8 protein-coding genes and 1 tRNA gene are annotated in these 15124 nt (G+C 55.6%); 6 read left to right on the forward strand and 3 right to left on the reverse strand.

Going from position 1 to position 15124, the window contains the following annotated elements; translation table 11 throughout:
- Positions 1–322: 322 nt before the first annotated feature.
- Positions 323–4744, reverse strand: coding sequence for a vWA domain-containing protein (locus tag FYC48_RS03545; protein WP_149495277.1), 4422 nt, complete (start codon positions 4742–4744; stop codon positions 323–325).
- Between the two features lie 367 nt (positions 4745–5111).
- Positions 5112–5636 carry a hypothetical protein gene (locus FYC48_RS03550; RefSeq protein ID WP_149495278.1) on the reverse strand — a complete coding sequence of 175 codons (525 nt, stop codon included), beginning with the start codon at positions 5634–5636 and terminating at the stop codon, positions 5112–5114.
- A gap of 542 nt (positions 5637–6178) precedes the next feature.
- On the opposite strand from FYC48_RS03550, the gene FYC48_RS03555 reads away from it, so the two are divergent.
- The gene (locus tag FYC48_RS03555) at positions 6179–7384 is read left to right on the forward strand and encodes a hypothetical protein (protein ID WP_149495279.1); all 1206 of its coding nucleotides are present in this window, start codon (positions 6179–6181) and stop codon (positions 7382–7384) included.
- Between the two features lie 154 nt (positions 7385–7538).
- Here FYC48_RS03555 and FYC48_RS03560 read toward each other — a convergent pair whose 3' ends face one another.
- On the reverse strand, positions 7539–8066 hold the full coding sequence (locus FYC48_RS03560) for a hypothetical protein (protein ID WP_149495280.1): 528 nt from the start codon (positions 8064–8066) through the stop codon (positions 7539–7541).
- Positions 8067–8241: 175 nt separating this feature from the next.
- On the opposite strand from FYC48_RS03560, the gene FYC48_RS03565 reads away from it, so the two are divergent.
- From FYC48_RS03565 to FYC48_RS03585, 5 genes are all read left to right on the forward strand, one after another.
- Entirely contained in the window at positions 8242–9936 is a 1695-nt protein-coding gene (locus tag FYC48_RS03565) for a YifB family Mg chelatase-like AAA ATPase (protein ID WP_235034049.1), read from the forward strand.
- A 180-nt stretch (positions 9937–10116) separates the two neighbouring features.
- A tRNA-Asn gene (locus FYC48_RS03570) sits at positions 10117–10189 on the forward strand.
- A 767-nt stretch (positions 10190–10956) separates the two neighbouring features.
- A complete protein-coding gene (locus tag FYC48_RS03575) occupies positions 10957–11445 on the forward strand; it encodes a hypothetical protein (RefSeq protein ID WP_149495281.1) in 489 nt (162 codons plus the stop codon).
- Between the two features lie 36 nt (positions 11446–11481).
- The gene (locus FYC48_RS03580) at positions 11482–13758 is read left to right on the forward strand and encodes a Piwi domain-containing protein (RefSeq protein WP_149495282.1); all 2277 of its coding nucleotides are present in this window, start codon (positions 11482–11484) and stop codon (positions 13756–13758) included.
- A gap of 215 nt (positions 13759–13973) precedes the next feature.
- Positions 13974–15026, forward strand: a complete 1053-nt coding sequence (locus FYC48_RS03585) for a PD-(D/E)XK nuclease domain-containing protein (protein WP_149495283.1) — start codon at positions 13974–13976, stop codon at positions 15024–15026.
- Positions 15027–15124: the final 98 nt, after the last annotated feature.

The raw sequence follows: 15124 nt of genomic DNA on the forward strand, positions 1-15124 counted from the left end.
CACGACACTCGGTTGGAACGTGCGCCTTTGACACGCTAGGTAGGGGGCAAGCTAACAATATTGCGATGGCGAGGCAATCGATCCCGATGAAACAGATCTCGACGCCTTTCACTCTTCACGAGGATGCAACAACGCGAACGTGATCGCGTGGGGATCTGTCGGAATCGCTACCCGTCGCTACGCGATGTACCTCTGGGCCGCATCTCAAGTTTCAGCGGGGCGCAAAAAAAATCGGCGTCCCTTTCGGAACGCCGATTTGACGAATTTCATGATCGCTGTCGCCCAGGTGAAAGAGGGGGAAGGTACAGCGATGTTAAGGGGCTTAGTTGCCGAAGCCGCCAGCGGCACCGCCGCCAAGACCGCCTCCGCCTAGGCCACCGGCACCGCCGCCGACGCCACCTCCGCCACCGCCACCGGTGTCGCCGTCGACGAAGTTAAACGTTGTCACGTCGCCGACTTGCGAAAAGAATGGGAACGGGGTGATTCGCACGTAGCGGCGGTCTGCCGAGATGATCGCCAGTCCCGAAAGACTCGCCCCTTCGGGCAACTGCGTGATTTCAGGTTGGAACCCGACCGCGGGAGCTCGGCCGAAGAACGGGTTATTTACACCGCCAGAGACACCGCCGCCGAAACGACTAACGTCACTGAACAACTCTTGCAGCACTTCGCTGGAATTCGATGGTGCAGCAAATTGACCGAGCATTTGATCATTAAGATCACGTTGGACGTCCCGCAGATGCGCCAATTGTGCTTCACCGAGCATCTCTTTTCGCTTGCCTTCCTTCACGTCGAACACGAACAAGGCGTCCTTCTCGGTCAACGGAATTTCTTCGCGAATAAACTTTTGGCTTGGACGCCCCGCGTCGGTGACGATCTCGACCGTCGCTTGGCCGGTCGAAACTTCTCCCCAAACCTTTCGAACCAGCAGACGATACTGGCCGCTGAATCCCTGTGGGCAAACATAGGTTTCGGAGATCGTTCCGGCTTTGCTTTCACCTTGTCCGGGATACGAGTCACCCAGCAGCGTTCCGCCGCCGGCACTCGATCGATTTTCCAACGAGCACACGGTGCCGCTGGGTTCTTCGACGGCCAAATCGATATCGGCATCGCCCGTCCAGGAAACACGAATCACGACGTCATGGGCGGACGCGAGTTTCAATTGCTCACCGAACGCGGCGGCCTTTTCGGTTTCACCGTTTTCGATCAATTCGGCGTAGGTACTCCGCGCTAGTAACTTTGCCTTGTCCACAACATCAGCGAAGTCGGCGGGCCAGGCTTGCGAAAGAACTCCGCTGCATGCCCAGACAATCGCGTCGTTGTCGTCCATCGCCTCGGCCAATCGCATCCCGACGACGTAAGGTTCTCGGCGATTCGGTTCAAGATCGGCGACTCGTTTGCATAGACGCAGTGCCGCGGCGTTGGAGCCAATGGCTTCCAATCGCGAGGCGACGTTCAAGATATCCGAAGGTGTTTCGGCAAAGTCGACCGCCGACAACAACGCCCGTTCGACATCGGTATCGGGTGCACCGGTTGCGGTCAGCGCGATCGCGTAAGCGTGGTACATCCAAGGTTGGATGTGCCCGGCTAGGATTGCTTCCTGAATCAGGTCACGCGACTGGGCAAACCACTCAGTCGCCGCGTCGCGATCGCCGGCTTTATCCGCCGCCGCCGCTTTGTAGGAATAGCGACTGACCGAACGGCGGATCCGTTGATCGAGTAACGTCAATTCCACGGCGCTATTGATTTCCAATCCGGCGAAATATTCCGCCCAAGCTTCCGTGCGGGTTTGGCCGTCTTTGATTTCCAGTTTGATCGGCTCGATCGAAGCGAGTTGCTCCTCGGTTAAACGGGCCGGTCGACCCGCGCTGGCTTCGGAGTCACTGGCTTGAGCACCATTGGCTTCGGCAACAGTGCGATTGGCATTTTTGTCGGACAGGTCAACGTCATCGGGAACGACGAAGGCGCCACCGCCCATCATACCGCCGCCACCCATGCCGCCGCCCATACCACCCATGCCGCCGCCCATACCACCCATGCCGCCGCCCATACCACCCATGCCGCCGCCCATGCCGCCACCCATGCCGCCGCCCATACCGCCGCCTGAAATGATCGGTACGACGAGGTCACCAACGGGATAGACTTTCGTCACGAGGTTTTCATCAGCGGCTTCAATGGTCGTGATCTGCATGACTTCGTCTTTGATCAAGTAGGTCAAATCCAAGTCGCGAAGCATCAGTCGCAGGAAGGAACGCAGGCTCACGTTCTTGAGGTCAATATTGACTCCGATTTCGGCATCCAGACCAAGCTCTTCGAGTGCTCGCTGGTCGATCACGATCGGAATCTCGTGGTCGTCGGCGATTTTACGAATCGCTTCGCTAAGCGGGATCTCGATAAACGTTTGCGACGTTTCGTCGGACAACCGCTTTTCGATCAACTGTTCCATTTCGTTATCGCCGACCAATTGGATCGAGCTGTACTCGGCCAACCGGCGATCGCTCAGTTCACGCCAAACGTCGGCATCGGGATACATCACCGGTGGCTCGTCGACGAACGGGATGTTGCTCTTCAAAACCAACGAGAACGCATCGACAAAGTTACGCTCACGCATCTCTTTGTAGCGACGGTCGCGATCGTAAACTTGCAGTGCCAAAGGTTGGTCGGTGAAGTGACGACCGGCGACGGAATCTTCGGTGATCGAGTCACCGGCGAGTGCCGCAAATTCCAAGGAGACTTCGCCGTCCGCCTTGTCGTATTGGCCTTCGTCGATCAACGCATTCATCTGGCGTGACAACGTTTGTAGTGTCGCCTCGCGTCGGTATGTCTTTTCCAACAGCTGAGCCGTCGCGCGGGCCGCTTCTTGTTGCGCGACGATGTTTTCTTGTTGAGCCATGAAACGCGATTCGGCAGAGCTAGCCGCTTGGATCGCCGATTGCAGTTGGCTTTCCAATTCGCGACGTAGCTTCGGATTGATGTCCGGTAGCGACTGAACGCGGGCCAGGACCGACTTCAGTTGGCCGGCGACTCCGGTGGGATCCGATCGCAATGCCCGCTCGGCAATCCGCAGTGCACCGCGAACCTCGGCACGCAAACGACCTTCGGCAGCCGTTCGTGCTGCTTCGACATTTCGCAGTAGGTCACCACCCGATTCGATGATCTCATCGTCGCCGACAATGGTACGGTTTGGAGGCACTTGTGGACGTCGTCCCATCGGTGCGGCGTCCGCAGGCGGGGCTGCAGCGGCAGGAGCCGGTGCCGTCGGAGCCGGCGCGGCTGGTGCAGGATCGGCGGGACCGAACAAGTCATCGCCTGCCGGTGCGGGAGCGTCGTCAGCCGGTGCCGCTGGTTCGCTCGCGTCGGGACCGAACAGATCGTCCAACGCCCCGGCATCGCCTGCGGCGTCTCCGCCGGCTTCGCCAAACAGGTCATCGCCACCGAACGGCGATTCGTTTTGGATGATCAATGTCGTTCCGCTCAAACGTTGTAGCGACTTTGCCTCTTCGTTGGACGGATCAGCTTGAACGGCCATGTCGGCGACGGCTTTGGCACCTTTCTTGTTGCCTTGTTTGAGTGCCAGCTTACCGGCGCGAACCAATTCGTTGGATTGGGCGGCCATCAGTTCGGCCGTCTGACGCAATAGTCCACTGTGGGCGGTCGGCAACGTCAAACCGTCATTGATTTCGGCTCGTTCAACCAAGCCCGGCAGGAAACCAAAGTCGGGATGGTCGGCTTCGACGCTTGCGTCGCCTTCGATCGAAACCTTGGCGGTCGGGGTGACGCCTTGCAGTGAAATCGCGACCTCTTTGACGGGTTCTTTCATTGAACCGAGCAAGATCGAATCACGGTCGACTCGCAACGGTGGAATTCGTTTGCTTTGAACCAATTGCAGCGATGCCGGGACTTTCAGTGTTTCAACCCAGATCGGTGAACGCACAGCCGATTCAGTGACTTGCCGTGCGATTGCCGCAGCGGTGTTGCCGCTGGACGCTTCGACAATTCCCAAAACACCGCCGGTCTGGTTCGCCAAGATCGCCATCAGTTCGACGTTCTTGGTGGGCCCGATGGCGACGCTATGAACGGTGATGTGATCGGCTCGCAGGGCATCGATCATCGCCGCGAACCGTTGTTCGTTACCGGTCGCGTCGATCGACGCGCCATCGCCGATATAAATGATTGAGCGGGTGTGTGCGTGAGGCTGGGTTAGCAAACTACCACGGACCGACTCGATCACGTCCACCATGTTGGTATGGCCGAGTGGCAAACGGCGGGACAAGTTTGACATCACGTTTTCGGTCGCCGAATCGCTTGCGGCGGCGAAGCTCGATGACATTTCGACGGCGTCGACGTCAGCGGCGTAAACTTTCACGCGATCGCTCGCACGCACGTTCGAGAGGACGGACTTGAGTGCCGACATCGACTCGCGGCGGAATTCACCCGCTTGACTAGCGGAGGTGTCAACGATGACCACCACGTCCGCCGCCGCTTTCGAAGCTGCCGAAAGCAACGCGTCATCCGCGGCCGGCACAATCGATGCTGCAAAGTACGAATCACCCTCCGAGGCCTGAAAGCTGACAATCCGAATTTGTGCTTCGTCAGCAGAAACAATAGGGGCCATCATCGCTATCATCGCGATGGCCAGTGGGGCAAGCCGCCGAAAACGGCTCGCCAATCGGGTCGAGTGAACTGCGACTGCTCGCATCTGAAATTTCTCCGCGGTGGCTGAAAACAGGCGTCTGCGTGTCTTCATCGGAACAACCGTTCTGTTTGCTAAGTGTCAAACCTGCCAAAACGCCAAATCGGCAGCTTGAGACGCGACTAGGAAAAGGAATCAGCCCGGCGTATGGACTGGGAATAGCATCTTCAACTCCAGAGTCTATTTCCGGTCCGGGCGTGTTTCTACGAAAAAAACGTCTTTCGCCGCCTCTGGTTTGACAACCTCCGGAATAACCGGGTGTAGCATTTTGCAACACCTGTTGCGGAATTGCTCAGCCAAAGAGGGCGAAAGACTCGTCAAACCCCGTTCGGTACCGCTAAGACGCGAACGCTGTGCCAATCGTCGAACGTGCTTTCTAAAAAGCGGCTCTCTCGCCTTCGGATATACCCAAGTCAGGCAGCTACTTCGTTGCTTCACCAAATTCAAATTTGGAAACACCGCGTTTTTTACTGGGCAACTGTCCCCTCACGATCACTTCGGTGACTTGATCGCTGCTCGGATCAAATCGTTGGCTGCTGCGTTTATCGGTGAAAACTTTCAGGGGCAGCGTCAGAGTCTCGCTCGGCTGGATTGGGCTTGCTTGCATCAACAAATACTGGCCATTGACTTCAATCGCCAAATTGCCGATCGGCTGGTCCAGTTCGTTGGTGATCTGCACGACGTCTGTCATCACTGCCAAGTTTCCGCTGGTCGTTTCGACGGCCGCTTTGGTGACGATGACATTCACCGGCAGCGGCGGTCCGCCAACGCTGTCAGGAAAAAGTGCGTAGACACCCAGTCCGACTGCAATCATGACGCCGAATGCCGCAATGATGGCTCCGCGTGGGACACGGCTGTGGGGCGAAACCCGGACCACATCGTCGGGACCCGACGAGATTCCCGAGGTGTTGCTATCGGTCGAATCAGGATCGGGGGAGGCACTCATGCTCGAATGAAATTGATGCTCAATCGCGGATGCAGACCAAAAAAAAGCCGGCTGACAAATCCATCGACTCGTCAACCGGCAATTGCTTTGGCCCGTCGGCGGCAAAATGGAGCCGCTGGGAGAAACGCGTAAGCCTTAGCGTGCTACTGCACTTGCCGTTCGTTGGCTTAGGCGAACCCTAAAAATGATCCCTCTGCCGAAATGGAAAGACCAAAGCGGGCGAGGCCGTATGTAGGCGTCGCCGCGTAAGTGTAGGCCGCTGGCTGCTCGCAGCAAGCTCAGTCTCGGCCTTCGACAGCAACGATCGGCGTTTGGGGGCCATTGGCATGAGTGTTTTCTTAATAACGAACCGCCAGATTTCGCGATTTGCTCGTGTTTGCGGTCACGATTTCCCCTCAATCGACGTCGGCTGGTCAGCGGAAAGAAGTCATAAAAAAACTGTCACAACGCCCTCGGGATTCCGCTTAGACACCCAGCCGAGCCCGCCGAATGGGGATCGCCGATCACACAGCCGCATCACCGAGATCACGAGACCGCCAGCCATGCGTCGACGTCACGTCACCCGCCTCCTCCAAACGCTATTGCTAGCATCCACCGTCACCAGCCCGCTCTGGGGACAGAGCACCGTCGGGGGACAGAGCACTACCGGGGGACAGAGCACCGTCGGGGGACAGAGCCCAAAGCGGGGACAGACCCCGGGTGGCGGTTCTCGGCTGGCTGGGGATTTGTTCAGCACAATCTCGATGTCGCAAACCGTCTCCGCTACAGAATCAAAAGCGAACCTCTCGCCAACTTTGTCCGAATCCACGGTTTCGAAGCAATCGCTGATCATTGGCGAGGTCTCGCTAGCAAACTTCCTCCGCAAGAGTGACATTGCTAGCGAAATTGAGTCGCAAACTGTCCGCGTCAAACTCGGTGACCTCATCGATGTCGACGGCACCGACGATGAGGTGCAGCAATCAACGTTGCTATTTCAAGTCGACGCGGAGGACCAAAGACTCGAAATCAGTTTGCCGCTCAACGAGTCCACTACGCGGTCACTGATCAAGGGGAAGAATTTGCTAGCGTCGCTGATCGAACTAGAGCGTTTCGATCATGTTCACCTCGCTTTCCGCGGCAACACGCTGACGCTGAGTTCTACGTTGGCAACGCCGGCCCTGAATCTCAACGCGATCAATCGAGCTGCGACTTTGCTAGCGGAGGGCAGGCGAGAATTGCGATCGATCGCCTCTTCAGAATCGTCCATCAACGAGTCGACGGTGACCGATTCGAGCAGCGACGAATCTGCCGGGGACGAGTCTATCGGAAACATCGCATTGACCGGCACTCCTTCGTCAACTCAAAATGCGACCATCGCTTCGCAACCCAAGTCGGTAGCGGCACCGTCCGCCGCTGCAAGCAAATCAAAGCAGGCGACCACATCAGCTCAACATCCCACTTCGGCGATCTCAGATTCCGCAGCTTCGGCGATCAATTTGATCGGTACTTGGTCCGCCAAGATTTCCGCTACCCAAGCGTGGGCGATCCGATTCGGCGACGAAGGCTCCTTTGTGCTCGTGCACTCTCAAGGTAGCAACAATCAGGTTTCTCGCGGTTCGTTTCGCCTCGACCAAAACCAATTGGTCCTCAGCGGCAACGGTATCGTCCTCAAAGGCGCCGTCACGGTCACCGCAAACGCCATGACGTGGGAACTCGAAAATGCTAGCGGTCAATCGACCACCAAGCTGGTCTTTGATAAGAAATCTTAAACGGCTGCAAGCAATTTTCGTTCGCCAAGACAATGACCCCCAAGGCTTTGCCCATGCAGAGAGGCTTTGCGTCTTTCGCGTCTCTCCAACCCGACGCGGCACTCTTGAGATCGCGCACTCGAAACTGATAGCGACGCTGCCGAATCACGATTGCTCAATCGAGTTCCGGAAACCGCTGAAAGGTCTCTTCAAAGGACTCCAGTGAGTTCCAATCGTCTTCGTCTTGCAAGCTCACGACGCCCTCGGGCAGCACTGGGTCGTCGCCGGCAAACGCATCCTCTTGGTACTCACCATCGACCATCATGTCAGACAGCGTTTCGGCGACGGTGAAAGCGGTCGACAGCTCGATCGCTAGGTCGGTCCCGACGCCCCGCTCATCAAACGATCCCAAAGACGACTCAAGTTGATGACCGATGGTCCAGCGGACCGTTTCTCCTTCAATCGCCGTAGCCAAATGACGCAGAAATTCGATCAGTCCATCTAGATCGACGCAATCGTCGCTTGCCGTTTCGCCCGCTCGCAGACTCAGCCGTAGGCGACCATCCGATTCGTTTGACGTGACGTCCGGCTGCCTTCCGTCAGAAGTCCCTCCCGCGTCAAACCGTTCCGCCGCCAGTCGAATCGATTCCCGCAAACGCTCGCACTCGATCGGAGTGCTAACAATGTCAAATTGCAAATTCATGCGTGCAAACGAACCAGGAGAAACGTGACCGAAACCGGTGGTCACCAAGAAAAGAACGGTTTCCAGCTAAGCCAGCCTAACTCGATCATCGAGCCAAAAACAGTCTTCTCTTGAGCGAACCTTTGACTCCGGGCAAGGTGGATTCTCTCAATGGCCTCTCGTTGGCAATTCAGAAATGGCATCGACGTTGCTTAGTGATCTCCCCAGCCAGCAACAGGACGCACCGAACGCATCCCATCGGCCGGTTGCTTTCGGAGGGTATGCGTGTCACCATTGCGGGTGTGCTGCCGAAGGAGACTTTTCTGGGATCAAGGACATGCTTGCACGGCTCAAGACGTACACGTTACTGGGGATCGAAGCGATGCCGGTGGATGTGGAAGTTGACATTTCCCCCGCCGCGATGCCCAAAACGATTCTCGTCGGGCTTCCCGACACCGCCGTCAAAGAGTCAACGCACCGTGTCGAGCGAGCCATCGTCAACAGCGGTTTTACGCGTCCGATCGACCGCATCGTGATTAATTTGGCGCCTGGTGATCTTCCCAAACAAGCCGCCTCGTTTGACCTTTCGGTCGCCCTCGGGGTGCTCGCCGGAAGCGGTCAACTGATCCCCGATCGCTTGGAAAACTACGCGATCATCGGCGAGCTTGCTTTGGAGGGCTACACTCGTCCGGTCAAAGGCTGCTTGTCGATCGCGATCGAAGCGGCCAAAGCGGAAGGTTTGGCCGGCTTGGTGTTGCCAGCCGCGAACGCTGCCGAAGCGGCGGTCGTGGAGGGATTAGATGTGATTCCGGTGGAGAGTTTGGCGCAAGCGGTCGGGTTTTTCGCCGGAGAAATCGATCTCGCTCCGGCCCCCAGTCGCCTTGAAGAACTATTCGAAGAGCATAGCGCTTACGAGATCGACTTTGGCGATGTCCGCGGCCAAGAATCTGCCAAGCGAGCAATCACGCTCGCCGCCGCCGGGTCGCACAATCTAATCATGATCGGTCCCCCAGGCAGCGGGAAAACGATGTTGGCCAAGCGGGTGCCGACGGTGTTGCCGACGCTAAGTGCCCCGGAGTCGATCGAGACAACGCGGATCTATTCGGCACTCGGTCAGTTACCGAGCGGGCAGCCTTTGTTGGCCCGTCGGCCGTTTCGTTCGCCCCATCATACGATCAGTGACGCGGGGCTCGTCGGTGGAGGCAGTCCGCCGTCGCCTGGCGAGATCAGTAAAGCTCACAACGGGATTTTGTTTCTCGACGAGCTCCCTGAATTCAATCGGAAAACGCTCGAGGTGATGCGCCAACCGCTCGAGGATGGCGTCGTGACGATCTCGCGGGCGCTGCGCTCGACGACCTTTCCCAGTGATTTTATGCTGATCGCGGCGGCGAACCCCTGTCCGTGCGGGTATCGCAGTGATCCGCGCCGGGCCTGCAATTGCACCCCGCCACAAGTCGAGAAATACATGAGCCGAATTTCGGGACCGCTCATGGATCGGATTGACATTCAAATTGAAGTCCCCGCCGTTCCTTTCGAAGAACTCTCTGGGTCGGGAAATGTGACCGGCGGAACGACGAGCGCTCAGATGCGGGAAGCGGTCGAGCAGGCTCGGAAGCGTCAGGCGGCACGATTCTCCGGCGACCGCACCGGAGTCCGTTACAACGCGCAGATGACCAGTCGCCAAGTTCGCGAGTGTTGCAAGTTAGATTCGACATGTAGTGACATGCTGCGTCACAGCGTCGAAGAGATGGGGCTTTCGGCGAGGGCGCACGACAAGATTTTGCGAGTTTGCCGGACGATCGCAGACGTCTCGGGGGAGGACAAGATCAGCGAGATTCACTTGGCCGAAGCGATCAACTATCGCAATCTCGACCGGGACCTCTGGGTTTGAGCGGGGTTAAAGTTTGCGTGATCGTTACGAGGCAAAAAATGGAGTTGACCGGACATCGGTCGCGAACCGAGAAGGAAAAAATGGCGTCCGAGCAACAGAGGTTGCAGTAGGAAAGCCGACCAAGTAAACTCCGCGACCCGTTGAGAGAACGAACCACCGTTTGACCTTTCAGCGAAGCAATCCCCTGTAGCTCAGTTGGTAGAGCAGGCGGCTGTTAACCGCCTTGTCGCAGGTTCGAGTCCTGCCGGGGGAGCTGAATTTAAAAAAGCGAAAACTCTCGCGAACCAGTTAACGCCCGTTGGTCCAGCATGACCCGCGGGCGTTTCTCGTTTCGGCCCCCTTTTTCGCGGTCTTTCGCCACCGCGACGCCCAAACCCAAAGTTCTCACTTTCGCAGAGAGAGTCCGGGCTGCCGAGTCCAACCACCCTGGTTCGTCCCGCACCCCAGAGACAACCCCGAGAACTCTCTGAGTCTCTGTTTGACATGCCGGTCTCGGTTTACACGCAAGGGGGTAGTCAACCGATTGCGTACCGCAACCAATCTTGCTGGTAATCAACAACCGCGACATGTTTAAAGGGTTCTCCACGGGCCAAGTCGGCCGTGCTCGTAATTAGTGCAAGCTTTCACTTCTCGATCCACTGATCGATTTTGCGATCGCCAAGCCCAATGGATCAAAAACCTAGCTGACTGATTGGCAGGGAATCGCAGCCAGGGAATGGCTGCACACGTTTCGGCGGAGATGGGCATCTCGCGCACCACCACTGCCTAAAGATTCGGAGCAGACCGTTGAGGGATTGACCTTCGGCTCCATATGCGTACATTTCAAATTGTGGAGATTGGTTGACGCCATGCCCACGCCGCTGTGATGGCGGTTCTTCTGCTCGCCGGGTTGAAAGCCTGCATGCAGTTCGTTTGACGACGATTTTGCTTTGATGGCGACGAGGGAACGGTTCTCTTGTGTCCCCAAGGCCCACACACTTTCTGCAACCGCGGCGTGCTCGCGGATGTTGGAGATTTCTCATGCCCTTTAACCGCATCAATGGCTTCTACGTTGGAGCCTTCCAAATGCCGGAGAAACCTGAAATGACAATTGATGAACGAAACGATGAGCTTAATCAGGCGCTGACTGCTCGCCTTGAACAGCTGAACCTTGGAATAGAAAAACAAGAAGGTGAATTGAAGGCAATGATGATCGCTCGCGACACACAGTACTGCTACCGCACAGCCGAAGAACTCGATGGTGGACGAACAGTTGGCGAGCACAGTTGGCACATTGGAATGATTCGTTTGAAAGGTGGTTGGCGACTGTGTCATGCGGCACACTACTTCCATTACCAGGGCTTTGAGGAAGATATCGCCTGGAAGCCTCTAGTCGATTGCAGCATCGAAGAACGTATCGAAGCCGTCTCCCATATTGGAGCATTGCGAGAGGAGATCGTTAAATCCAAGGAATCACTTGTTCCCGAACTTGAAAAGGCGATCGAGGCGGTCGCCAAGTTAACTGAGTAGCTAAAGAGACAACCGTCACCCAACAACGCACTTCCTATGCTTCAATTGAACGGATTTTCGACCGAGATCTCTGGTGCGTCACTAACCGTACTTAAGTCCGCGATCTCTCCGGTCCAGGTAAAGGAAACTAGGCGCAAGCTCGGCAACTCGTGGTTCACCATGTTCCATGAAGGGCACCTCTATTCACTTGCGAAAGACGAGAATGCTACCGAAGGCATCGGTGACCAAACTCTACTGGTACTTTCGAATCACCTCGGCCTTCGTTTCGTAAAGAGCATGCTCGATCAAGCGATGCGAGATGTTTTCGACCAATACGATCCAGTCCGCGACCGCCCATTTACGTTTCTAGCTCAGAACAAAGAACTTGTCGGTTCCGCGGCAGGGAACATAGGGGAAATGCCGCAGTTGTTGTCCAGTTTTGAAATACGCCCGAAGTACGAACTTGAGGCAAAGTTGATTGAGCTTCGACCGAACGAGTTGGAGTTGATGTTGGCGATCAACCTGACGACTCGGTGGATTTGTACTGCGAGCGTTGTTGACTTGTCTAACGCGGGGATTCCACTCCAGGGAATTCACCTCGTGCGAACGAACGCGGAGCCTGGTCAACGACGCCTGATCGGAACTTTCGATCGCATTCACGGCAATTCTGTCGTATTAAAGGAATCGTATGGCGAAGATACTGAAGTTCCCGCAGAGGACGTCAGGGTCGAGGGATCGAAAGAAGTGTTTGCAGTGTGTTTGCGTCGCTTGCTTGGGAGTCGATACGACGGCTTTTCTCACGCAGTCGACAACGAGTTTGGCAAGCTGTGCGGAGGAGCTGGGTTTGACCAAGAATTGCAGAAGATGGAGGCATTCTTAAAGGTCAAGAGTCCGGTGAAGTTGCACGGTGGAGTCGAAGTTACGATCGGAGATCGAGTTCGCTTAGCGAACGAGCCAGGCTACAAAACCATCATCGAACTACCACCGGGCAAGTATTCATTCGATCGTTCACGGACGAAATTGCATCAGTACGCCTGGGATGGTCTGGCAAGATTTGGCCCGTTCGATCGGGGGAGTTTTCCAACTCGATCGCCTCGAATATTGCTTGTCACCCCTGACACCGTGTCCGGCAAGATCAGCCAAGCCCTCAAGAAATTTCGTGACGGATTTGGTTCAAGTCAAAAGAGTGGGTATGACGGATTCACCGACACCTTCCACCTCGCGAATCCAGTATTCTTCCCGCTGTCCGTTAAACTGCTGGGTGCTGAAAAGTCGGAGGTTGCGAGAATATATCGTGCAGCAATTGAAGACCGCTTATCACGGGATTGTGAATTCGACGCAGCCTTCAATATTCTTCTCGATGAGCACGCGGGTTTGCCCGACGCCCACAATCCATATTTGGTTGCCAAATCTATTCTGCTGTCGCACGGTATTCCCGTTCAGGAAGCACGTGTCTCCACGTTGACGGCAGATGAATACCCGCTTCAGTTCACATTCAGGAATCTTGCCACTGCACTCTACGCAAAAATGGGTGGCGTTCCGTGGACTGTTGACCATGGCGAGACCGTCGATGACGAATTGGTCGTAGGCATTGGAAATGCGGAATTGTCAGGGAGCCGCTTTGAAAAACGCCAGCGTCATATAGGGATTACGACGGTCTTTCGTGGTGACGGAAACTACCTGCTCTCGAATCTTTCCAAAGAGTGCAAATACGAAGACTATCCAGCCGTACTTCGCGAGTCGACAGTCGCGGTTCTTCGCGAAGTAAAGACACGGAACAATTGGCAACCCGGGCAAACCGTGAGGATCGTCTTTCACGCATTCAAACCGTTGAAGAACGTTGAGGTGGCTGACATCATTGCCTCCAGTGTCAAAGAGGTGGGCAGTGAGCAAACGATTGAGTTCGCCTTCCTAAACGTATCGCTAGATCATTCGTTTTCTCTGCTCGACATGGCACAGAGAGGTGTGACCAAACGCAATCAAACGAAGGGAGTGTTCGTGCCCCGACGAGGGCTATCTGCACAGGTTGGGAAATACACCCGATTGGTCACAACAACTGGGCCACACATGGTCAAACGTGCGAATTTGCCGCTGCCCAAACCCCTACTGATTCACCTTCACAAACAATCGACCTACCGTGATTTGTCTTACCTTTCTGAACAAGTCCTAAACTTCACGACGCTTTCGTGGAGATCAACGCTGCCATCTGAAAAACCCGTCACCATTCTGTATTCATCGCTGATAGCTGAGTTGCTCGCACGGATGAAGTCCGTCGATGACTGGTCGCCAGCGGTCCTGAACACGAAGCTCCGAAACAGCAAGTGGTTTCTCTGATGCATGAAAGACTCTCTCAGAGCCTCGCCACAACCGCCGCTGAGCTTCGCTCGTTCGTGGAGCAGAATTGCGAGTTACCAAATCCAGAAGCGGGGTTTTCGCTTTTATTGCGTTCGCTCAATCTTCGACAGCCCGCGACAAATCTGTCGCTTCCCTTATGGCCCAAAGGTACAAGTTTCAAGCATCCACAGTCACTCGCCTGCTTCGGCTATCTCATGGCGATAGATCCAGCGTACGAGAGAAACCACCAGAAAGATTGGCCCGCAGCCTGCGAGTCGGCTCTGAGTCGTGACTTGTTCCCCATCGATCGGCAAGCATTCACATTTCGGCCAATCGAGGTGCTGGGTATCGCTTACGGCATTAAGCTATTGGCCGATCCATCCGGTTCGCTATTCTCTGCGTTCACCGAGACGGTTCGCAGTTGCCTGTCCAAGGCAAACCAAGACGCGAAATCTCGATTGCTCTATCGTTTCGCGGAAATTCTTCTAGAGCAAGGTAACAACGAACTGCCAAGGCTACTGGGCGACCAAATTTCCTTTGAAATGGCAGTTGTCATTAAGTGGCTGGACACGCAGAACACGGTCGAAGTATCAATCGACTCCGATCTTGTTATTGCGGTCGAAGATAAGATTCTGAACGATGTCGCCGTCGGAAAATTTGACCTCAAGAATGTCGCAGACGCGACGCTTCTGTTGATCGCTTTGGAGGAAAGCATCGAACGGCGTCTTAGATCTCGTCTTAATGAAACTGCAATTGTTCCCGCGACTGATCGTGACGCAGCACGGCTGGTCGAACAGCTATGCCGAAATTTTCCCCTGTTCGCCCGGCAACTTCAAAAGCGGCGAAAAGATGTAAAGCAAGACGGAACAAAGAAAAGGCTCCCGAGACCCACCATCGCGATGGTTGATGAGTATGACGTCCAAGACGCGTTCCATGCGATCCTGCTGTTATTTTTTGAGGACGTTCGTGCGGAGCCCTGGACTCCGTCGTATGCGGACAATCAAAACAGAATAGATTTCGTGTTGCCTGATCATCAACTTGCCATTGAGGTGAAGCACACCGGTGATCGGCTGACTCAGCGCCACATTGCCGATCAGCTTATTATTGACGCTCGATATTATCGCCAGGAAACGACCTGCAAGCACTTGATTTGCTTCATTTATGACCCGAATCTCCGACTGAAGAATCCAGTTGCCTTGGAGAAGGATCTTGCGTCGGAAGATGACGACTTCCGCGTATCGGTGGTGGTCTGTCCGCATGGGAAGTGAATCAGAATTGCGGTTTCGCATACGTATATCAGCTTGCCCGACTGCGCACTGTTTGGTAAACATGTGCAGTGGATTGCTGCTTGATTTGGCGACTGGAC

The sequence above is a fragment of the Roseiconus lacunae genome (genome assembly GCF_008312935.1).
Classification (GTDB): Bacteria; Planctomycetota; Planctomycetia; order Pirellulales; family Pirellulaceae; genus Stieleria; species Stieleria lacunae.